The sequence below is a fragment of the Corynebacterium sp. LK2510 genome (assembly GCF_040946405.1).
In the GTDB taxonomy this organism is placed as follows: domain Bacteria; phylum Actinomycetota; class Actinomycetes; order Mycobacteriales; family Mycobacteriaceae; genus Corynebacterium.
Genome location: NZ_JAYWLR010000009.1, coordinates 19,891 through 39,219 on the forward strand (window position 1 = coordinate 19,891; position 19,329 = coordinate 39,219).

At 63.9% G+C, this 19,329-nt stretch carries 21 protein-coding genes; 17 read left to right on the plus strand and 4 right to left on the minus strand.

The window, feature by feature from the left end; genetic code table 11:
* The first annotated feature begins 136 nt into the window (after window positions 1-136).
* From ykgO to VVR41_RS06355, 8 genes are all read left to right on the plus strand, one after another.
* On the plus strand, window positions 137-259 hold the full coding sequence (ykgO, locus tag VVR41_RS06320) for a type B 50S ribosomal protein L36 (RefSeq protein WP_012732041.1): 123 nt from the start codon (window positions 137-139) through the stop codon (window positions 257-259).
* Between the two features lie 310 nt (window positions 260-569).
* Entirely contained in the window at window positions 570-800 is a 231-nt protein-coding gene (gene nrdH, locus VVR41_RS06325) for a glutaredoxin-like protein NrdH (protein ID WP_321102936.1), read from the plus strand.
* Window positions 801-869: 69 nt separating this feature from the next.
* Entirely contained in the window at window positions 870-1,418 is a 549-nt protein-coding gene (gene nrdI, locus VVR41_RS06330; protein ID WP_368524055.1) for a class Ib ribonucleoside-diphosphate reductase assembly flavoprotein NrdI, read from the plus strand.
* 13 nt (window positions 1,419-1,431) lie between these two features.
* Entirely contained in the window at window positions 1,432-3,606 is a 2,175-nt protein-coding gene (gene nrdE / locus VVR41_RS06335) for a class 1b ribonucleoside-diphosphate reductase subunit alpha (protein ID WP_368524056.1), read from the plus strand.
* Between the two features lie 109 nt (window positions 3,607-3,715).
* Window positions 3,716-4,717, plus strand: a complete 1,002-nt coding sequence (nrdF, locus tag VVR41_RS06340; protein WP_368524057.1) for a class 1b ribonucleoside-diphosphate reductase subunit beta — start codon at window positions 3,716-3,718, stop codon at window positions 4,715-4,717.
* Window positions 4,718-5,016: 299 nt separating this feature from the next.
* The gene (gene ctaD, locus VVR41_RS06345; RefSeq protein WP_368524058.1) at window positions 5,017-6,819 is read left to right on the plus strand and encodes a cytochrome c oxidase subunit I; all 1,803 of its coding nucleotides are present in this window, start codon (window positions 5,017-5,019) and stop codon (window positions 6,817-6,819) included.
* Between the two features lie 123 nt (window positions 6,820-6,942).
* Complete coding sequence (gene serB / locus VVR41_RS06350; RefSeq protein WP_368524059.1) at window positions 6,943-8,184, plus strand: phosphoserine phosphatase SerB; 1,242 nt, start codon at window positions 6,943-6,945, stop codon at window positions 8,182-8,184.
* Window positions 8,181-8,906 carry a peptidyl-tRNA hydrolase gene (locus VVR41_RS06355; RefSeq protein ID WP_368524060.1) on the plus strand — a complete coding sequence of 242 codons (726 nt, stop codon included), beginning with the start codon at window positions 8,181-8,183 and terminating at the stop codon, window positions 8,904-8,906. The genes serB and VVR41_RS06355 overlap by 4 nt, the downstream gene beginning before the upstream one ends.
* Here VVR41_RS06355 and VVR41_RS06360 read toward each other — a convergent pair.
* Together VVR41_RS06360 and VVR41_RS06365 are read right to left on the minus strand one after the other, a co-directional pair.
* Window positions 8,903-10,864, minus strand: a complete 1,962-nt coding sequence (locus VVR41_RS06360; protein ID WP_368524061.1) for an ATP-dependent DNA helicase — start codon at window positions 10,862-10,864, stop codon at window positions 8,903-8,905. The two genes, VVR41_RS06355 and VVR41_RS06360, sit on opposite strands and share 4 nt — an antisense overlap.
* Before the next feature lie 31 nt (window positions 10,865-10,895).
* A complete protein-coding gene (locus VVR41_RS06365; protein ID WP_368524062.1) occupies window positions 10,896-12,242 on the minus strand; it encodes a nicotinate phosphoribosyltransferase in 1,347 nt (448 codons plus the stop codon).
* An 84-nt stretch (window positions 12,243-12,326) separates the two neighbouring features.
* Between VVR41_RS06365 and clpS the strand changes: the two genes are divergently transcribed.
* The 9 genes from clpS (at window position 12,327) to VVR41_RS06410 (ending at window position 18,349) form a co-directional block, all read left to right on the plus strand.
* Window positions 12,327-12,614 (plus strand): ATP-dependent Clp protease adapter ClpS, encoded by a 288-nt coding sequence (gene clpS, locus VVR41_RS06370; protein ID WP_321102006.1) that lies wholly within the window; start codon window positions 12,327-12,329, stop codon window positions 12,612-12,614.
* Between the two features lie 40 nt (window positions 12,615-12,654).
* Window positions 12,655-13,194 (plus strand): DUF2017 domain-containing protein, encoded by a 540-nt coding sequence (locus VVR41_RS06375; protein WP_368524063.1) that lies wholly within the window; start codon window positions 12,655-12,657, stop codon window positions 13,192-13,194.
* Window positions 13,195-13,204: 10 nt separating this feature from the next.
* The gene (locus VVR41_RS06380) at window positions 13,205-14,155 is read left to right on the plus strand and encodes a P1 family peptidase (protein ID WP_368524064.1); all 951 of its coding nucleotides are present in this window, start codon (window positions 13,205-13,207) and stop codon (window positions 14,153-14,155) included.
* A gap of 11 nt (window positions 14,156-14,166) precedes the next feature.
* The gene (locus VVR41_RS06385) at window positions 14,167-14,934 is read left to right on the plus strand and encodes a rhomboid family intramembrane serine protease (RefSeq protein ID WP_409338284.1); all 768 of its coding nucleotides are present in this window, start codon (window positions 14,167-14,169) and stop codon (window positions 14,932-14,934) included.
* 29 nt (window positions 14,935-14,963) lie between these two features.
* A complete protein-coding gene (gene murI / locus VVR41_RS06390; RefSeq protein WP_368524065.1) occupies window positions 14,964-15,794 on the plus strand; it encodes a glutamate racemase in 831 nt (276 codons plus the stop codon).
* Window positions 15,795-15,860: 66 nt separating this feature from the next.
* On the plus strand, window positions 15,861-16,640 hold the full coding sequence (locus tag VVR41_RS06395; protein ID WP_368524066.1) for an MBL fold metallo-hydrolase: 780 nt from the start codon (window positions 15,861-15,863) through the stop codon (window positions 16,638-16,640).
* Window positions 16,641-16,655: 15 nt separating this feature from the next.
* On the plus strand, window positions 16,656-17,390 hold the full coding sequence (gene rph, locus VVR41_RS06400) for a ribonuclease PH (RefSeq protein WP_368524067.1): 735 nt from the start codon (window positions 16,656-16,658) through the stop codon (window positions 17,388-17,390).
* A complete protein-coding gene (rdgB, locus tag VVR41_RS06405) occupies window positions 17,384-17,980 on the plus strand; it encodes an RdgB/HAM1 family non-canonical purine NTP pyrophosphatase (protein ID WP_321103767.1) in 597 nt (198 codons plus the stop codon). Before rph ends, rdgB begins: the two co-directional genes overlap by 7 nt.
* A gap of 9 nt (window positions 17,981-17,989) precedes the next feature.
* The gene (locus VVR41_RS06410) at window positions 17,990-18,349 is read left to right on the plus strand and encodes a hypothetical protein (RefSeq protein ID WP_368524068.1); all 360 of its coding nucleotides are present in this window, start codon (window positions 17,990-17,992) and stop codon (window positions 18,347-18,349) included.
* Window positions 18,350-18,413: 64 nt separating this feature from the next.
* Here the strand turns inward: VVR41_RS06410 and VVR41_RS06415 are convergent, their stop codons facing one another.
* Window positions 18,414-18,797, minus strand: a complete 384-nt coding sequence (locus VVR41_RS06415) for a DUF3817 domain-containing protein (RefSeq protein WP_368524069.1) — start codon at window positions 18,795-18,797, stop codon at window positions 18,414-18,416.
* Entirely contained in the window at window positions 18,797-19,234 is a 438-nt protein-coding gene (locus VVR41_RS06420) for a hypothetical protein (protein WP_368524070.1), read from the minus strand. The genes VVR41_RS06415 and VVR41_RS06420 overlap by 1 nt, the downstream gene beginning before the upstream one ends.
* Between the last annotated feature and the right edge of the window lie 95 nt (window positions 19,235-19,329).

Below are 19,329 nucleotides of genomic sequence, written 5' to 3' on the forward strand. Positions count from 1 at the left end.
GTTAAGGGCAGCGGCGCCGTATTTTGAGTGGGGCCGATTCTCCGGTAACATGAGCTGCCGTGTCGCGCCCGGCTGGCTGTAAGGCCGGTGACGGGGCGCAGTAATGAAGAATCCGCACTGAAGAAAGGAGCGCCCGATGAAGGTCCGCAAGTCGCTTCGGTCGCTGAAGAACAAGCCGGGCGCTCAGGTTGTGCGTCGCCACGGCAAGGTTTTCGTGATCAACAAGAAGGATCCGCGTTTCAAGGCTCGCCAGGGCTAATTCAACGCGCTTCCCGCAACCCCGTTTTCCCGTCGTGGAAAGCGGGGTTTTGCTATTCACGAGTGCGTTTCGTCGGGCGCGCGGAACTCGTTTTGCCGCCGGAATCTACTTCACACCTGTCCGCGAACTACATGTGGTGAGCCCCCGAGTGTTGTCCTGCGAATATCACGACTGTAACTACTACATATAGTATCAGTTGCCGAAAATGGGCACAAAGTATAGTGTTTACGGAAGTAACGCCGACGTAATTTCACGGCGTAGAGAAGTACTACATAAGCGCCAGATTCAGTAGAGAAAGAGCCAAAAGGTTATGTCCATCACCGTTTACACCAAGCCCGCCTGCGTCCAGTGCACCGCTACCAAGAAGGCTCTGGATAAGGCCGGCCTCGAGTACAACCTCGTGGACATCTCTGTTGATGATGAAGCCCGTGACTACGTCATGGCCCTCGGCTACCTCCAGGCCCCCGTCGTCGAGGTTGACGGCGATCACTGGTCCGGCTTCCGCCCGGACCGCATCCGTGGCCTGCAGGCCGCCGCCTAACCTTCTCCCAACTCTCTCCCCAGAAAAGCCGTCGATATTGTGGCGGCTTTTTCCACGTGAGGAACGTCAATGTTGATTGTCTATTTCTCATCCGCGACAGGCAATACCAAGCACTTCGTGGACAAAGTCGGATTCCCTGCCGCACGTATCCCGCTCCGGGTAACGGAGCCGGAGCTGACGGTTGATGAGCCCTACGTGCTTATCTGCCCGACTTACGGGGGAGGGGCATCCATCTCCCATGAGAATTCCCGCCCCGTGCCGCGGCAAGTGGTGAAATTTCTCAACAATGAGCACAACCGCGCGCTGATTCGCGGCGTCATTTCTTCCGGAAATTCGAACTTCGGCCCCGACTTCTGTCTGGCGGGTGACGTAATATCAGCCAAGTGCAACGTCCCCTACCTCTATCGCTTTGAGCTGATGGGAGCGGAGGGCGATGCCAGCCACGTCCGCGAGCAGCTGGCTGCCAATGCAGACAGGCTCGGACTCGTACCGCCGGACCCTGCGGTCGTCGAGAAGCTTCGTGCGCGCGACCAAGAGATGGACCAACGCGCGAAGCAACGTCTCGCGCAACTGAGGGCCGCGCACCGCGGCCAGAGAACTGAAAAGCACACAGCATAGGAGCGCACACGACATGTCCACCCCCGCCACCGAGGCCCTCGGCCGCAACGTCCCCGAGCCCGCTAATCAGGCCGACCAGCTCGATTACCACGCGTTGAATGCGCTGCTCAACCTATACGACGAGAGCGGACAGATTCAGTTCGATAAGGACCGCGAGGCCGCGAACCAGTACTTCTTGCAACACGTCAATCAGAACACCGTCTACTTCCATGACCTGGAAGAAAAGATGCGTTACCTGATTGAGAACAAGTACTACGAGCCGCAGGTACTCGACAATTACGAGTGGGACTTTGTTAAGGACACGTTCAAGCGCGCCTACAGCTACAAGTTCCGCTTCCGCTCCTTCCTCGGTGCGTACAAGTACTACACCTCATACACGCTCAAGACGTTCGATGGTCGCCGCTACCTTGAGCGCTTCGAGGACCGCGTCGCCATGACGGCTCTTTTCCTTGCCTCCGGAAACACGGATTTGGCCAGCTCGCTTGTCGACGAAATCATGACCGGCCGCTTCCAGCCGGCCACCCCGACGTTCCTCAACGCCGGTAAAGCACAGCGCGGCGAGCTCGTGTCCTGCTTCCTGCTGCGCATCGAGGACAATATGGAGTCCATCGGCCGCGCGATTAACTCCTCGCTGCAGCTGTCGAAGCGCGGCGGCGGCGTCGCACTGCTGCTGAGCAACATCCGCGAGTCTGGCGCCCCGATCAAGCACATCGAGAACCAGTCCTCCGGCATCATCCCCGTGATGAAGCTCCTCGAGGACTCCTTCTCCTATGCCAACCAGCTCGGTGCACGCCAGGGTGCCGGCGCGGTCTACCTGAGCGCGCACCACCCGGACATCATGAGCTTCCTCGACACGAAGCGTGAGAACGCCGACGAGAAGATCCGCATTAAGACCCTCTCTTTGGGCGTTGTCATCCCCGACATCACCTTCGAGCTGGCCAAGCGCAACGACGACATGTACCTGTTCTCCCCGTACGACGTCGAGCGCGTCTACGGTGTGGCATTCGGCGACATCTCCATTACCGAGAAGTACGAGGAGATGCTCGAAGACCCGCGCATCCGCAAGACCAAGATCAACGCGCGCCAGTTCTTCCAGACGCTCGCCGAGCTCCAATTCGAGTCCGGTTACCCGTACATCATGTTCGAGGACACCGCGAACCGCGCCAACCCCGTGAAGACGGGGCGGATCAACATGTCCAACCTGTGCTCGGAGATTCTGCAGGTCAACTCCCCGTCGGTACTGAACGAGGACCTGACCTACGCCGAGATCGGCCACGATATCTCCTGCAACCTCGGCTCCATGAACATCGCCATGGCGATGGACTCGGACAACTTCTCGCGCACGGTGGAAACCGCCATCCGCGCTCTAACGTCGGTGGCCGACCAGACATCGATTGACTCGGTGCCGCCGGTGCGCGAGGGAAACAACTCCTCCCACTCCATCGGCCTGGGTCAGATGAACTTGCACGGCTATCTCGGCCGCGAGCACATCGAGTATGGCTCCGAGGAAGGCCTGGACTTCACCAATGCCTACTTCGCGGCCGTGATGTATGAGGCGATCAAGGCGTCACACCGCATCGCGGTGGAGAAGGGCGAGCGCTTCGCCGACTTTGACAAGTCCGAGTACGCGTCAGGCGCGTTCTTCGACCGCTACAACCCGGCCGACTTCCAGCCGAAGACGCAGAAGGTCAAGCAGCTGTTCGAGGACTCCTCGATCGCAGTCCCGACAGCGGAGCAATGGGCTCAACTCAAGGCCGATGTTGCCCGCGACGGAATCTACAACCGCTACCTGCAGGCTGTGCCGCCGACCGGATCGATTTCTTACATCAACAACTCGACCTCATCGATCCACCCGATCGCCTCCAAGATTGAGATCCGCAAGGAAGGCAAGATCGGCCGTGTCTACTACCCGGCACCGCACATGGACAACGAGAACATCGAGTTCTTCAAGGACGCTTACGAAATCGGCTTTGAAAAGATCATCGACACCTACGCGGAAGCCACCAAGTACGTCGACCAGGGCCTTTCTTTGACCCTGTTCTTCAAAGACACTGTCACCACCCGTGACATCAACCGTGCCCAGATCTACGCGTGGCGCAAGGGCATCAAATCCTTGTACTACATCCGGCTGCGCCAGATGGCTCTGGAAGGTACCGCAGTCGAAGGTTGCGTGTCCTGCATGCTTTAACCCGCGCGTCGGTCACGCGCGTGGTGAATCTCGCCGGAGATCCACTGTGACCTCCGGGTGTGGGAGGTAACAGATCCGGTCTATGAGTGTGCGTGTGAGAGTGAGTAGGATGAGCGGCGTGACTGAGCACGAAAACTACGCATTCCTCGCAGAGCACTCCGGGCCTGCTCGGGCCATTAACTGGAACGATGTGCCCGATGAGAAGGACTCAGAGGTCTGGGACCGACTCACGGGTAACTTTTGGTTGCCCGAGAAGGTCCCGGTATCCAACGACATCCCCAGCTGGAAGACACTCACTGACGACGAGCGGCTGGCAACGATGCGCGTGTTCGCCAACCTGACGCTTCTGGACACGATCCAGGGAACCGTCGGTGCAGTCTCCCTGCTACCTGATGCGCGTACCCTCCACGAAGAAGCCGTCTACACCAACATCGCTTTCATGGAGTCGGTGCACGCGAAGAGCTACTCCAATATCTTCATGACGTTGGCGTCCACCCCGCAGATCAACGATGCATTCCGGTGGACGGAGGAGAACGAGGAAGTCCAGCGCAAGGCGAAGATCGTCGAGTCCTTCTACCGCGGCGATGACCCGCTGAAGAAGAAGGTCGCCTCCGTGATGCTGGAGTCCTTCCTCTTCTACTCAGGCTTCTACCTCCCGCTGAATTGGTCGGTGCACTCCAAGCTGACTAACACGGCCGACATTATCCGCCTCATCATCCGCGACGAGGCCGTCCACGGCTACTACATCGGCTACAAGTTCCAGGTGGAGCTGCGCGAGCAGTCTCAGCAGCGGCAGGACGAGATCAAAGAGCACACCTTCGATCTGCTTTACGACCTCTACGAAAACGAGATCCAGTACACCGAGGACATCTACGATCCGCTCGGCTGGACCGAAGACGTCAAGCGCTTCCTGCGCTACAACGCCAACAAAGCACTGAACAACCTCGGTTACGAGGGTCTGTTCCCGGCGGACGAAACTCGCGTCTCTCCCGCCATCTTGGCCTCGCTGTCCCCGAACGCCGACGAGAACCACGATTTCTTCTCTGGCTCGGGTTCCTCCTACGTCATCGGCAAGGCCGAGGAGACGCAAGACGACGACTGGGACTTCTAACCCAGGACGGCAAAGGTGTAGACCGCCGGGCTACCTCTTATGGGGTGGCCCGGCGCTCTTTCTTAGGTAAATGCGATCCCGGCGATAAGGACGTACGCGCGACTCGTTGCGGCGTAACGCCTGTTAGGGGAGGTGCGTCCCACATGCGGTTTCAGACCGATTGTCGCATGCTGTTGTGAAGCTGAAGTGGCTGGCAATTCCATGAAGCCATCACTTATGATGAGACGGTATCGGTTGTGGCGCGTGTTACTTACCTGGCTTCATGTCAGTGGGACCGCGCCGTTAGTCAGGAGGAACACATGACCGCTGTGGCGCCAAGGCTGGACAATTACGTCCCGCCGACACGTCCGGAGCCGACGGGCAACGCCCGTAAAGGCACCCGTTTTTACTCGCTGCTGACCACCACGGACCACAAGATCTTGGGCATCTTCTACATCATGATGTCCTTCATCTGGTTCTTCGTCGGTGGCCTGATGGCACTTCTAATCCGCGCTGAGCTGTTCAGCCCGGGCCTGCAGTTTCTGTCGAACGAGCAGTTCAACCAGCTGTTCACCCTGCACGGCACCGTGATGCTGCTCGCCTTCGGTACGCCGATTGTGTGGGGCTTTGCCAACTACATCTTGCCGCTGCAGATCGGCGCGCCCGATGTGTCGTTCCCGCGTCTGAACGCGTTCGGTTTCTGGATCACCCAGGTCGGCGTTCTCGCGATGATGGCCGGATTCCTCACCCCGGGTGGAGCGGCTGACTTCGGCTGGACGATGTACATGCCGCTTGCCGACGCAACCCACACCCCATCTGTCAGCGCCAACCTGTGGATCGTCGGTGTCGGTGCCACCGGTGTCGGTACCGTGGCGTCCGCGGTCAACATGATCACCACCGTGCTCACCCTGCGTGCGCCGGGCCTGACCATGTTCCGCATGCCCGTGTTCACCTGGACCGTGTTCGTCACCTCCATCATCGCCCTGATGATCTTCCCGCTGCTTCTTGCCGCGGCAATGGGTGTTCTCTACGACCGTCTCCTTGGCGGTCACATCTACGACACCGCCAACGGCGGCGCAATCCTGTGGCAGCACCTGTTCTGGTTCTTCGGCCACCCTGAGGTCTACGTCCTCGCCCTGCCGTTCTTCGGCATCATCTCCGAGATTGTCCCGGTGTTCTCCCGCAAGCCGATCTTCGGCTACATCGGCCTCGTCTTCGCGACGCTGGCCATCGCGGGCCTGTCCATGGCCGTGTGGGCGCACCACATGTTCGCCACCGGCGCAATCCTGCTGCCGTTCTTCTCCTTCATGACGTTCCTCATCGCCGTTCCGACCGGCGTGAAGTTCTTCAACTGGGTCGGCACCATGTGGAACGGTCACATCACCTTCGAAACCCCGATGCTGTGGGTGATGGGCTTCCTGTTCACCTTCCTCTTCGGTGGTCTGACCGGCATCATGCTCGCGTCTCCGCCGCTGGACTTCCACCTGCACGACTCCTACTTCGTGGTCGCGCACTTCCACTACACCCTCTTCGGCACCGTGGTGTTCTCCGCAATCGCCGGCGTGTACTACTGGTTCCCGAAGATGACGGGCCGCATGCTCGACGAGCGCCTGGGCAAGATCCACTTCTGGTTCACCTTCATCGGTTTCAACCTGACCTTCCTGGTCCAGCACTGGCTGGGCAACATGGGTATGCCGCGCCGCTACGCCGACTACCTCGACAGCGACGGCTTCACCTTCCTGAACCAGGTCTCCACCGTCGGCGCCCTCATCCTGGGCATCGGTATGCTGCCGTTCATCTGGAACGTGTTCAAGTCCTGGCGCTACGGCGAGATCGTCACCGTCGACGATCCGTGGGGCTACGGCAACTCCCTCGAGTGGGCCACCTCGTGCCCGCCGCCGCGCCACAACTTCACCTCCCTGCCGCGTATCCGCTCCGAGCGCCCTGCGTTCGAGCTGCACTACCCGCACATGGTGGAGCGCCTGCGCCGCGAGGCACACACCGGACACAGCTCCGACACTCCGGCCACCTGGAAGGGTGCGTCCCACGAGTTCGACCACTCCGGCAATGAGGCCGAGGCCCGCCACGACGCTCAAGAGCTGACCGGCCGCCGCGACGTCTAGCGCCCAACCTTCTGGTCCATCCTGACGGGCCGAGCCCCCTGCCACTTGTGGCAGGGGGCTCTTTTTGGTGCGGTAGCATGACCACAGCACGACGCCGGAGAAGCACCGAAAGAGGACATATACATGGCCGCACTAGAGGTTGAGTTGAAAGAGGGGCTCAAGCCCGCTGTCGTTTCCACCACGGGCCCGGACCGTCCTGGCGTCTCCGCGGCGTTCTTCCGCGTTTTGGCGCACCACGGAGTCCAGCTTCTCGACGTCTCCCAGGTCGACTTCCGCGGTCGCCTCATGCTCTCCGCACTGGTGGGCATGGATCCGATGTCGCTTCTTGACATCGAGCGTGAGCTCAAGGCCGCGCTGTGGGAGTTCGGGCAACGCGTCACCATCGAAACCGGCCACGACGCCGGCTCCGTTACTCGTGCTCGTTCCACCCACGTGTTGGTGGCATTGGGCAACCCCGTCACGGCTGAGCACATCTCTCGTGTCGGAATGGCGTTGGCGGAGTTTGGAGCGAACATCGACCGCATCCGCGGGATCTCCAACTACCCGCTGACGGGACTCGAGTTTCGCATCACCATTCCGGATTATGCGCCAGGGGAGGGCAAAGAGATTCGTCGCGCCCTTGCAGAGCTGTCGGCCGAGCTGGGGATCGACTTGGCGATGGAGCACTCCGGCCTGCACCGCCGTGCCAAGCGCCTCGTATGCTTCGACTGCGACTCGACTTTGATTACGGGAGAAGTCATCGAAATGCTTGCCGCCCACGCCGGTCGCGAGGCCGAGGTGGCTGCTGTGACAGAGCGGGCAATGCGCGGCGAGCTGGACTTCGAGGAGTCGCTGCGTGAGCGCGTCGCAGCGCTCAAGGGCCTTGACGCGTCTGTCATCGACGAGGTCGCAGACGCAATCGAGCTGACCCCGGGTGCGCGCACGACGATTCGCACCCTGAACTCACTCGGTTTCCGCACCGCAGTTGTCTCCGGCGGTTTCATCCAGGTCCTGGAAACCCTCGCGGGCGACCTCGAACTTGATTACGTCCGTGCCAACACGTTGGAAATCGTCGACGGCAAACTGACTGGCCGTGTGATCGGGGAGATCGTCGACAGGAAGGCTAAAGCCGACCTGTTGGCGGAGTTCGCCGCCGACTCAGGCTTGCGGATGAATCAGACTGTCGCTGTCGGCGACGGTGCGAACGACATTGACATGATCTCGATCGCAGGTCTCGGCATTGCATTTAACGCCAAGCCTGCGCTCAAGGAGGTCGCGGATGCGTCCGTCAACCACCCCTTCCTCGATTCCGTGCTGTACATGCTGGGAATTCCGCGCGAGGAGATCGACTCCATCGAGGGCACGACGAAGGTGGCGCTGCAGTGAGCGACGCCTTCGCGCGTGCGCACGAGCTTCTCGTCGACCGCATGACGCACGACAATCCTGAGTGCGTGGAGAACCCGGCCGACCCCGCGACAGTCCAGGCGATGCAGCTTGCCGTCAACGTGCCCAAGAACGCGGTGCCGTCCCGCAATGCAGTGCTTTGCGACGCCGCCTCCGCAGTGGTGGCGGTCTGCCTCGATCCCCGCGCGGGCGAGGACGGGTTCTGGCGCGCAAGCCTCGACCGCTGGTATTCCTACCGGATCCGCAAGATTGCCAGACGCGCGCGCAACAAGGCGTGGGACGACGTTCAGGGATTACCCGGGGTCACCGTTGGGCAGGTCCGCGCCTTCGTGCCGTCCGCGGTCGAGGACGTCCCGCGAGAAATTGCGAAGCTTCAGGTCAAAGGAACCGATTTCCCCGACCGTGGTGAGGAAGACCTTAACGCTGCAGTGCCTACGCTCTACCTCAACGCCGACCTTCAGATGAGCGGGGGAAAGGCTGCTGCGCAGGCAGGCCACGGTTCGATGTTGCTCGCCGCCGCGCTCGGCGTCGACGCAGTCCGTGCCTGGGCCGAGCTCGATTTCGGTGTAAACGTCCGCGAGGTCGGCGCAGCGGAGCTCGCACGTGTTGAGACCATGCCCGGAGCAGTCGCGGTGCGCGATGCCGGGTTCACCGAGGTCGCCCCGAACTCACTGACCGTGGTGGCGCTGCCTGCCAGCGTCTAACCCTGCTCCACGAGGCGTGCCAGCGCGCCTCGCACCACCTGCGGGTCAGTCGTCTCCCAGAAATCGGGCAGTGACTTTCGCAGATACGAGCCGTAGCGCTTTGTCACGAGCCTGCTGTCTAAGACAGCGACGACACCCTTGTCGTTGACAGAGCGCAGCAGCCGGCCCGCCCCCTGCGCCATGAGCAGTGCCGCGTGGGTGGCCGAGACTTCCATGAACCCGGAACGGCCCGCCGCGTCCGCCGCCTTCGCGCGGGCCTGGAGCAACGGGTCGTCGGGACGGGGGAAGGGGATTCGGTCCATGATCACCAGCGACAGCGAACGACCAGGCACATCGACGCCCTGCCACAGGGTGAGAGTGCCGAAGAGACAGACGTTTTCGCTGGCGGCGAACTTCTCCACCAGCGCGCCCGTGGAGTCCTGTCCTTGGACGAGAATGTCGAACGGCAGGCGAGCCGCCATCGCCTCGGCCGCTTGTTCGGCCGCGCGGCGAGAGGAGAACAACCCGAGGGTGCGCCCGCCGGCGGCGGTGATCAGGCCAGCGATTTCGTCGAGGGTCTCGGCGGCGAGGCCGTCACGGCCGGGGGCGGGGAGGTGGCGTGCGGTGTAGAGAATCCCGGAGCGACGCGCCTCGAAAGGTGTGCCCGCGTTGAGGCTGTCCCACTCGCCGCGGGGCAGACCCCAGGAGGCTGCCATGGCGTTGAAGTTGCCGCCGATGGTCAATGTGGCAGAGGTCAGCACGACCGTTTGCTCACCGAAAAGACGGTCGTGCAGGAGTCCGGCGACAGACAGTGGAGCAACAGAGACGGAGTCGCCGTTGCGCTCGGAGCGGGTTAACCACACCACGTCAGTGTGTTTCGTGGGATCGGGCTCGTCGAAGACCTCGAGGATGCGCACAATCGCATCGTGGAGGTCGGTCAGGTGGTTTTTGAGGTTTTCGCGCTCGGCGTGGGTTTCCGGCTGGTTAGTCGATTCACCCTCGGGGCTGCGCCCGACGGCTTCGCGGGTGCGCCACAGGGCGTCGCGCACGGCGACGAAGCCTGCGCGCGCCGAGTCGGAGATGTTCTCCCACCGGCCCGGCTCCTCCAAGTCGATGACAGCGGTGAAGTCATCAACGACGTTTTCCAGCTCGCCCTTCTTGGCACCGAGTTTGTCAGCGCGGCGGGACGCCATGGTCAGCGCCCTGGCTGAGATGTCGTTCGTCGCGACCGACGTGATGCGCCCGTCGAGTTCGTGGGCCTCGTCGATGATCGTCACGGAGTGCTCGGGGAGCACATCGATATCGGACAGCGCGTCGATGGCGAGCAGCGCGTGGTTGGTCACCACAATGTCGACCTCGCGGGTGCGCTCGCGCGCGAGCTCGGCGAAGCAGTCCTCGCCGTGCGGGCAGCGCGACGCGCCGAGGCACTCGTTGGCGGTCACCGACACCTGCCGCCACGCGAGGTCGGGCACACCGGGCTCGAGGTCGTCACGGTCGCCGGTGGTGGTCTCCTGCGCCCACTCGTTGACACGCTTGACGTGGCGGCCCAGCCAGGAGATGTCCTCTTCGTCGATCAGGGCTTCTGGTGCGTCCCCGGGCAGGGAGAGTTTGTGCAGGCAGACGTAGTTGTTGCGGCCCTTCTGAATGGCGAACGTCGGCCTGCGCTCGAGGTGGGGCTCTAAGGCGTCGGCAAGCCGCGGCAGGTCGCGTTCGACTAGCTGTCGCTGCAGCGCAATCGTCGCGGTGGACACGATCACCGAGGTGTTGGTGTTCTGCGCGTGCCGGATGGCGGGAACGAGGTAGGCAAGAGACTTGCCTGTGCCTGTTCCGGCTTCCACGGCGAGGTGGCGTTCGTTTTCCATGGCCGTGGTCACTGCATTGGCCATCGCCACCTGGCCCGGCCGCTCGGCACCTCCGAGGGCGGCGACGGCCGCGGCGAGGAGGTCGGGCGTAGACGGGCTGAGGGGCTGATCACTCACGGCTACCTACTCTAAGGCGAGGGCTCGCGACCTAATCGGTCGGCTGGGGAAATCCGACGAAGCTCGTCGGGATCGCAGGTTCGTCGCGCGATAAAGCGAGGCCCTCCCAGGGAAGGGTGCGACGCGCAGCCGCGAGGTGTTCCCGAGTCTCATCGAGGCTCGGCTGGTGGTCGACGACAGCGCCGTCGCGCATGAGCGGTGCATCCATGCGCCGATAGTCGAGCTTGGGGTTGCGCCCGACCTCGGTGTCGACCTCGTCAAGGGGACAGACGATTTCCCCGACGGCCACGCCAGAGCTGCGGTAGGCGCGCAGCGCAGCCTTCGTCCCACCGAAGGTGACCTTGCCGCTCGATCGCTTGGCCACCGGGTGACCGTCGACCTCGACGAGCTTGTACACCAAACCGGCGGTGGGGGTCCCGGAACCGGTGACGACAGAGGTGCCGACACCGAAACCGTCGACGGGGTCGCCGCGCAGGCCGGCGATCGCGAACTCGTCCAGGTCGGAGGAGACGATGATCTTCGTGTCGTAGGCGCCGGCCTCGTCGAGCTGCGTGCGCACTTGGCGCGAGACGATGCCGAGGTCACCGGAGTCGATGCGCACCGCGCCGAGTTCAGTGCCCGCCACCTCAAGGGCGTTGGCGATACCGCGGGTGATGTCGAAGGTGTCCACGAGCAACGTCGTACCCGGTCCGAGGGCATCTACCTGCGCGCGGAACGCGGCCTTCTCGTCCGGCACGCCGTTGTCGTCGACATGCAGCAGCGTCCACGCGTGCGCGGCGGTGCCAGCCGCCGGAATTCCGTACTGCTTGGCGGCCTCCATGTTGGAGGTGGTGTTGAACCCCGCGATGTAGGCTGCGCGTGCTGCGGAGACGGCAGCGCGCTCGTTGGTGCGGCGTGAGCCCATCTCCATGATTGGCCGGCCGTCGGCGGCGGTGACCATGCGCGAGGCAGCCGATGCGACGGCGGAGTCGAAGTTGAGGATGGACAGGATCACCGTCTCTAGGATCACGCACTCGGCGAACGTGCCGCGCACGGTGAGGATGGGGGAGTAGGGAAAGTAGAGCTCGCCTTCGCGGTAACCGTCGATCTGGCCGCCAAAGGAATAGTTGCACAGGTAGTCCTTGGCCTCATCGGACAGGAAGTCCGCGACCTCGAGTTGCGCTGTGGTGAAGCGGAAGCGCGAGATGGCGTCGAGAATGCGGGCGGTGCCGGCGACTACTCCGTAGCGGCGCTCGCCGCTGAGCCTGCGGGTGAATACCTCGAAGGAGCAGTTGCGACCCGCGGTGCCATCTTTAAAGGCGGCGTCCAACATGGTCAGTTCGTACATGTCGGTGAGAAACGCCGTCGAGCGGTGCGCGTGGGCCTCAAAGTCTGTCATGGCATCCCACGCTACCCCGCGGCCGGTAGGGTAGGGGCCATGAATCGTACACAGCATGGTGCCGCGCGCGCCATGGGTTCGCCCATGGCCACGCCGGAGCTCGACGAGCAGATTCAGGTCGACGTCGCCGCCAGCGAGAACTTGCCGTGGCTCTGCATTGTGTGGGACGACCCGGTGAACCTGATGAGCTATGTCAGCTACGTCTTCCAGACGGTCCTCGGGTACGACCGTAAGCGCGCCAACGAGCTCATGATGCAGGTCCACACGGAGGGCAAGGCTGTTGTGTCTTCAGGTGAGAAGGACAAGGTTGAAGGCGACGTGAAGAAGCTGCACACCGCCGGGTTGTGGGCGACGATGCAGCAGGCCGGATAGCGCGAACCGGATTCGCACACAGAGAAGGGTTACAACACAGATGCAACCGTGGCGCCGCAAGAAGGGCATCATGCGCGCGAGCGCGAAGTTTTCCACCCGCTTCGACCCGATGGAGCGCGAGGTGATCGGGGATCTGACTGCGACTGTTTCCGAAGCGCTCATCGCTCGGGCGCAGTCGGCGCCGAAGGACGAGTTCTCGGAGATGATGGGCCTGTCTGCCGGCCACTCCGAGGCGCCGGAGGACCCGCGCCTGCGCCGCCTCCTCCCGGACTTCCAGATGCAGGGCGACGAGGAGTTCGACGGGGACACCGGGTTGCTGCGCAGCCTGCATGAGAACGACATCATCCGCGAAAAGCTGATGAACTTGCAGGTGGTCAACGCGGCATTGGGCCCGACCGGTGGCGTCGACGTGGCGATCGAGGAAGAGGAGGCGCAAAGCTTCCTCGCCGCGCTCAACGACATGCGCCTCTACGTCTCAGAGGACGACCGGGGAGGCGAGGCCGCCGAGCAAGACCGCGAGCGCCTCATGGAGTGGCTCGCCTTCTGCCAGGACTCCCTGCTCGAAGCCATGATGGACTAGGGCTTTCCCCATGGCCGCGACGCTTCTCGACGTCCCCGGGATCCGCCTCGGGCACCAGTCACTGGGCGACACCGGAGTGACCGCAGTGGTCTCGGCCGATCCGGCCGGCATGCTCGCCGCTGTCGACGTGCGCGGCGGGGGACCGGGTACACGAGAGACAGACCTGTTGCAGCCGCACAACACCGTCGAGCGCGTCCACGCCATCGTGCTGGCGGGCGGATCCGCGTTCGGGTTGGCCGCTGCCGACGGGGCGATGCTGGAACTGGAGCGCCGCGGCATCGGGTTCCCGGTTTTCGGTCAGGGCGTGCCCGGCCCGCGCGTGCCGATCGTTCCGGCAGCAGTGATCTTCGACCTCACGGTGGGCTCGCCCGATAACCGGCCCACCGGCGCCGACGGAGCAGCAGCCGTGCGCCGGGCGCTGGAGGAAGAACCGGCGGAGTCGGGGAGCGTGGGCGCCGGGTGCGGGGCGACGGCCGGGGTGATCCGGGGCGGGTTCGGGCAGGCGTCGATAAGCGTGGGCGAATTCCGTGTCGCGGCCGCCATCGTGGTCAATGCCCTGGGTTCGGCCGTCGACCCGGAGACGGGCAGGCTGTACGGCGATCCGGCGCGGCCCGCCGTGGATCCAGTGGCCTACCAGGGTTTGGTCAGGCCCGGGCCGCGGCTGAACACGACGATCGGGGTGATCGCGACCGACGCGCCCCTGCCGCCGCACCATCTGCAACGCCTCGCGATGACCGGCCACGACGGCCTCGCCCGCGCGGTGCGCCCCGCCCACTCGCCGCTAGACGGGGACACGCTGTTTGCGGTGTCCACCGCCTCGCAGTCGGGAGGGATGGGCCCGGAGCGCCTGGCGGACCTGTGCACTGCCGCGGCGGACGTGGTCCAAGCCGCGATCGTCGACGCTGTCGTGCGCGCCGGTCCGGGCTACGGTGTCCCAGCGTATTGCGAGTTGGCGCTCTAGAATCAGCGGTGATGTCGAACTACCAGCACCCGCAGCGCCCGCAGTATTCGCACTATCCGAATCAACCCCGCCCCGGTTTCACCTCGTCACCCTACGCCGGCCGGCCCGGGGGCGGCCTGCAGCCGGTCAGCCAGCGCCAGATGGGCAAGTCGCGCCGCGAAAAGCGCGCGACAGGCTTCCGCTTCGCGCTCGGCTACCTCGCCGTCATTTGGGTGGTCTTCATCGTCAACGCCGTTTTTCTTGGTGGCTGGCTGACTTTCTTCGGTATCCATCCCCTTGACGCGTCCGCGCTGCCGAACATTTTCACAGCCCCACTTCTACACGCGGACCTCAACCACATCATGGCCAACAGCATCCCGGGAGCGATCTTCTGCTTCCTCATCGGCTACTCCGGTGCGCGCGTGTTCTGGGAAGTCACGGCTTTTTCCGTGCTGGCGTCCGGCATCGGTATCTGGTTGTTCGGCGGGGTGGGCACCAACCACATCGGCGCCTCCGGGCTCGTCTACGGCTGGCTGGCGTACCTGGTCATCCGCGGCATCTTCAACCGGTCGGGGCGCCAAATCGTGTTGGGGGTGATCCTCGGCTTCCTCTACTCGGAACTCATCTGGGGAGTGCTCCCGCTGACACCGGGCGTGAGCTGGCAAGGGCATCTCTTCGGCGCGATCGGCGGCATCCTCGCCGGCATGATCATCACCTCCGACGACCCGCCCGAGCTCGTGGCGCGCCGGGCGCAGCTCCGCGCCCAGCGCCCGCCGACGCAGGTCCCTCCACGGTTCTAGCCTGACGACGGCGGGTACAATCGGCCACCGTGCTGGACCCGACGCGCGACAAAGACAACAGCGGTGACCCCCGCCCCATCGGCCTGTTCGATTCCGGGGTGGGCGGGCTCACGGTCGCCCGAGCGGTGATGGATCAGTTGGGCGAGGAGTCCATCTTGTACATCGGCGACACCGCGCACGGCCCCTACGGCCCGCAGCCGATCGCCGATGTGCGCCGCCACGCCACACGCATCGCGGACGACCTCGTGGAACGCGGCTGCAAAATGCTGGTCATCGCGTGCAACACCGCCTCCGCTGCGTTCTTGCACGATGCCCGCGAACGCTACGACATCCCCGTGGTGGAAGTGATCAAACCGGCGGTACGCCGCGCCATTGCCACCACGCGCAACGGCCGCATTGGAGTGATCGGCACCCGCGGCACGATCACCTCGGGCGCCTACCAGGACTTGTTCCACCTCAGCCCAGGAGTGGAGGTCACTGCCGCGGCGTGTCCGGCCTTCGTGGAGTTTGTTGAGCGCGGCATCACCTCCGGGCGGCAAATCCTCGGGGTGGCCCAGGGCTACCTCGAGCCGCTCCAGGCCGCCGGCGTGGACACCGTCGTCCTGGGCTGCACCCATTACCCGCTGCTGTCTGGTGTGGTGCAGCTCGCCATCGGGCCCGACGTCACCCTCGTCTCCTCGGCTGAGGAGACAGCCAAGGACGTGCTGCGCATCCTCACCGAGCGCGACATGTTAGCCCCGGAGGGCAGCACGCCGACGCGGGTGTTTGAGTCCACGGGCGACCCCGACACCTTTAACCGCCTCGCCCAGCGATTCCTTGGCCCGCACGTCCACGCAGTGGGAACAAGCGGCGCGAACTGACAACACGCCGGGGTTGTCTGGGGCCATGTGTTAGATTTCGTGGCCGTTTCATGGCACAGTTGTGCCATGAGGCTGACTATTCTCGGGTGCTCCGGGAGTCTGGGCGCGCCCGGCAATCCGGGATCATCATATTTACTTTCGACGCCGCAGAGCCCCGAAACCCCAGGTATTCTTCTGGACTTCGGGCCGGGGGCGCTCGGCGCCATGCAGACGGTGCACGACCCGGCAAACGCGCACGTGCTGTTCACCCACCTGCACGCCGACCACTGCTCTGACCTTCCCTCGCTGCTGGTGTGGCGCAGGTTCCATCCGACCGCGCCGGCGTCCCAGCGCCACCTCATGTTCGGCCCGGCGCACGTCGCCGACCACTTCGGGCGCTTTAGCGCCGAGGGCCCGGACGAGTTCGACGACATCACCGACACTTTTGAGGTGCGCACCTGGCGGGCAGAAACGCCCGTCGAGGTTGAAAAGGTCACGGTCACTCCGTACCCGGCGCTCCATCCGGCCGTGGATGCGATGTCGCTGCGCGTCGAAGACCCCGAAACGGGCAAGGTCGTCACGTTCTCCGGGGACTCGGCCATGACGGACACGCTTGTCGACGCAGCCCGCGACGCATCCATTTTCCTGTGCGAGGCCGCCTGGGGTGCGACCTCGCAAGGCAAGCCGGAGGGCATGCACCTCTCCGGTGAGGAGGCGGGCCAGATTGCGCGTCGGGCGGGCGTCGAGAAGCTTGTAATCGTCCATATCCAGCCGTGGAGCGACCCGGAGGCGACGCTTGAGGCGGCGCGCCGCGAGTTTGATGGCGAGATCGTGCTGGGCCAGGCAGGGGCGGTGTTCGAGCTTTAAGTTACGCTTGGGAGCATGACTGAGATTGCTTTCCAGCGTGCCGACGGCCGCGCCTTCGACGAGCTGCGCCCGGTGCGCATCACCCGCGGCTTTACCTCCAACCCGGCGGGCAGTGTTCTCGTCGAGTTCGGCAATACCCGCGTCATGTGTACCGCCTCCGTCGAGCTCGGCGTGCCGCGCTTCAAGCGCGACTCCGGCGAGGGCTGGCTGACTGCGGAGTACGCGATGCTTCCCTCCGCCACGCACGAGCGCATGCCGCGCGAGTCGATGAAGGGCAAGGTCAAGGGCCGCACCCACGAGATCTCGCGGCTCGTGGGGCGTTCGCTTCGCGCCGCTGTCGATCTGCGCGAGCTCGGCGAGAACACGATCCAGCTCGACTGCGACGTCCTCCAAGCCGACGGCGGCACCCGCACCGCATCGATCACCGGCGCTTACGTCGCGCTTGCCGACGCCATCGAGTTCCTCTCCCAACAGGGAGTCGTTCCCGGTACACCCCTGCTCAAGCCGATCGCAGCGATCTCAGCCGGCATCATCGACGGCCACGTCGCGCTTGACTTGCCGTACGAGGAGGACTCCCGCGCAGAGGTCGACCTCAACGTGGTGATGCAGGAAGGCGGCAACTTCGTGGAGATCCAAGGCACCGGTGAGCACGGCCTGTTCGGCCGCGAGGAGCTTAACCGGATGCTCGACGTTGCGGAGAAGGGTTGCCGCGAACTTATCGAGGCGCAGAAGGCGGCACTGGGGTGGTAAAAGTTCTCGTCGCCTCGAACAACGCGAAAAAGCTCCGCGAACTCGAACAAGTGCTCACCGAGCTCGGCATCGACGGCATCGAGCTCGTCTCGCTTCGCGACGTCCCCGCCTACCCCGAGCCCACCGAAGACGGCCTGACCTTCGAGGACAACGCGCTGATCAAGGCGCGCGCGGGTGCGGCGAAAACCGGCCTGCCGTGCGTAGCGGACGATTCCGGGCTCGCGGTCACTGCCCTTAACGGCATGCCGGGGGTGCTTTCCGCCCGCTGGAGCGGGACCCACGGCGACGACGAGGCAAACAACCGCCTGCTCCTTGCACAGATGAAAGACGTGCCGTTGCGCACCGCGGCGTTCGTGTCCTGTTGCGCCCTTGTCACCCCCACCGGCGAGGAGTACACCGCGACCGGGCGCTGGGAAGGACAACTGCTCCACGCCCCGCAGGGCACCAACGGGTTCGGTTACGACCCGTTGTTCGCCCCCGACGACGCACCGGGGCGCTCCTCTGCCGAGCTGACCCCCGAGGAGAAGAACGCGCGCTCCCACCGCGGCAAGGCACTGCGGGAACTGGCACAACACCTGGCCGATTTCTAGAATGGAACCATGATGACGAAGAAGACTCTTGCAACTGCAGCCACCGTTGTTCTCTCTGGCACGCTCCTTACCGCCTGCGGCGGGGGCGATGATTTCCAGGGCACCTGGACCGGACAGGCCGCTGGTGGCGGAAACGCCACCGTGGTTGTCGACGGCAGCAACTGTTCCTGGGAGATGACCGAGGCCGACGGCCGCACCAACGACGCGCGCTGTGAGCGCGACGACGAGGAGTTCAAGCTTGCTGATCCGCTGACCGGGCAGGACCTCGACTACACGGGATCGGTGCAGGGCGATACCCTCACCCTCGCTCCGGACAACTCTCAGGCGGAGAAGGTTGGTGCGCTGACGCTGACCAAGACTGGTAGTTAGGCATCGTAGGAAAAGGGCGGGGAGAGCATTCTCCCCGCCCTTTCTGCTGGCTGATCTGCTGGCGTTAGGCCAGCTGGAACTTCTCGGTGACCTCGCGGCGGCGCTGCCTCTCGACCACGAATGACAGGAACGGAACGACACCGGAAATAGCGGTGACAATCCACGTCATTGCCGGCCAACGGGCTTTCAAGCCGAGGTTCATCGAGGCAACGAGGAAAGCGATAAACGCCAGACCGTGCACGCGCGCGACCCAGGCGAGGAAGTCGACCTCCATGCCGAAGATGTACTCCATAATCATGCGCGCGGTCAGCAGGAGCAGCAAGATACCCGTAATCCACGCGGTGGCGGAAAACAGGGTCAGGGCTGTCTTGACGCGGCGCTGGCGCTCCGGGTGAATCCGCGCAGGTGCCGGGTTGTCGCCGGTGGAAGGGGGAAGGGGGGTACTCATCAGTTCGCCTCCGTGGTGTCGGGGTCGGTCCCTCCGCGGCGCCTCTGGACATTGAGGGCATTGAACTCCTCGACGCCGAGTTCGGGCCGGGAGGGGAGGAAGGTGTCGTCGATAGCTGTGGCGGAGCGGTCCTCGCCAAACAGGCGGGTGTCGGCCTCGTAAAGGTCTTCCATAGCGGTGCCTGAGTTGATTGCGTCGATCTTCTCGTTCTCCATCTTCAGGCCCATGCGGTAGGCATAGACGAAGAAAGCGCCGAAAAACGGCCACTGCAGGGCGTAACCGAGGTTTTGGAAGCTGCCCGTGCCAGACTGGAACCGGGTCCACTGCCACCAGGCGAGAAGCACGGTGCAGATGACCGCCGCTACCAGCAAGATAATGTGCCAGGCCCGCACCCGCACGCGTTCGCGCTTGGGGGCAGGTTCGTTGGAGTGGCTCACAACCGGTAAGTCTAGCAACCCGCGGCTGCGGCAGATTATCCTCCCGACCGCTGCTTTTCAGGTGGGCGTGAGCTCCCATGTAAAGTGAGGGGCAC

Excerpts from the sequence above, each read along its gene's own strand:
- ykgO (WP_012732041.1), top strand. The coding sequence starts at position 137 with ATGAAGGTCCGCAAGTCGCTTCGGTCGCTGAAGAACAAGCCGGGCGCT.
- nrdH (WP_321102936.1), top strand. The coding sequence starts at position 570 with ATGTCCATCACCGTTTACACCAAGCCCGCCTGCGTCCAGTGCACCGCT.
- nrdI (WP_368524055.1), top strand. The coding sequence starts at position 870 with ATGTTGATTGTCTATTTCTCATCCGCGACAGGCAATACCAAGCACTTC.
- nrdE (WP_368524056.1), top strand. The coding sequence starts at position 1,432 with ATGTCCACCCCCGCCACCGAGGCCCTCGGCCGCAACGTCCCCGAGCCC.
- nrdF (WP_368524057.1), top strand. The coding sequence starts at position 3,716 with ATGAGCGGCGTGACTGAGCACGAAAACTACGCATTCCTCGCAGAGCAC.
- ctaD (WP_368524058.1), top strand. The coding sequence starts at position 5,017 with ATGACCGCTGTGGCGCCAAGGCTGGACAATTACGTCCCGCCGACACGT.
- serB (WP_368524059.1), top strand. The coding sequence starts at position 6,943 with ATGGCCGCACTAGAGGTTGAGTTGAAAGAGGGGCTCAAGCCCGCTGTC.
- VVR41_RS06365 (WP_368524062.1), bottom strand. The coding sequence starts at position 12,242 with ATGACAGACTTTGAGGCCCACGCGCACCGCTCGACGGCGTTTCTCACC.
- clpS (WP_321102006.1), top strand. The coding sequence starts at position 12,327 with ATGGCCACGCCGGAGCTCGACGAGCAGATTCAGGTCGACGTCGCCGCC.
- VVR41_RS06375 (WP_368524063.1), top strand. The coding sequence starts at position 12,655 with ATGCAACCGTGGCGCCGCAAGAAGGGCATCATGCGCGCGAGCGCGAAG.
- VVR41_RS06380 (WP_368524064.1), top strand. The coding sequence starts at position 13,205 with ATGGCCGCGACGCTTCTCGACGTCCCCGGGATCCGCCTCGGGCACCAG.
- VVR41_RS06385 (WP_409338284.1), top strand. The coding sequence starts at position 14,167 with ATGTCGAACTACCAGCACCCGCAGCGCCCGCAGTATTCGCACTATCCG.
- VVR41_RS06395 (WP_368524066.1), top strand. The coding sequence starts at position 15,861 with ATGAGGCTGACTATTCTCGGGTGCTCCGGGAGTCTGGGCGCGCCCGGC.
- rph (WP_368524067.1), top strand. The coding sequence starts at position 16,656 with ATGACTGAGATTGCTTTCCAGCGTGCCGACGGCCGCGCCTTCGACGAG.
- VVR41_RS06410 (WP_368524068.1), top strand. The coding sequence starts at position 17,990 with ATGATGACGAAGAAGACTCTTGCAACTGCAGCCACCGTTGTTCTCTCT.
- VVR41_RS06415 (WP_368524069.1), bottom strand. The coding sequence starts at position 18,797 with ATGAGTACCCCCCTTCCCCCTTCCACCGGCGACAACCCGGCACCTGCG.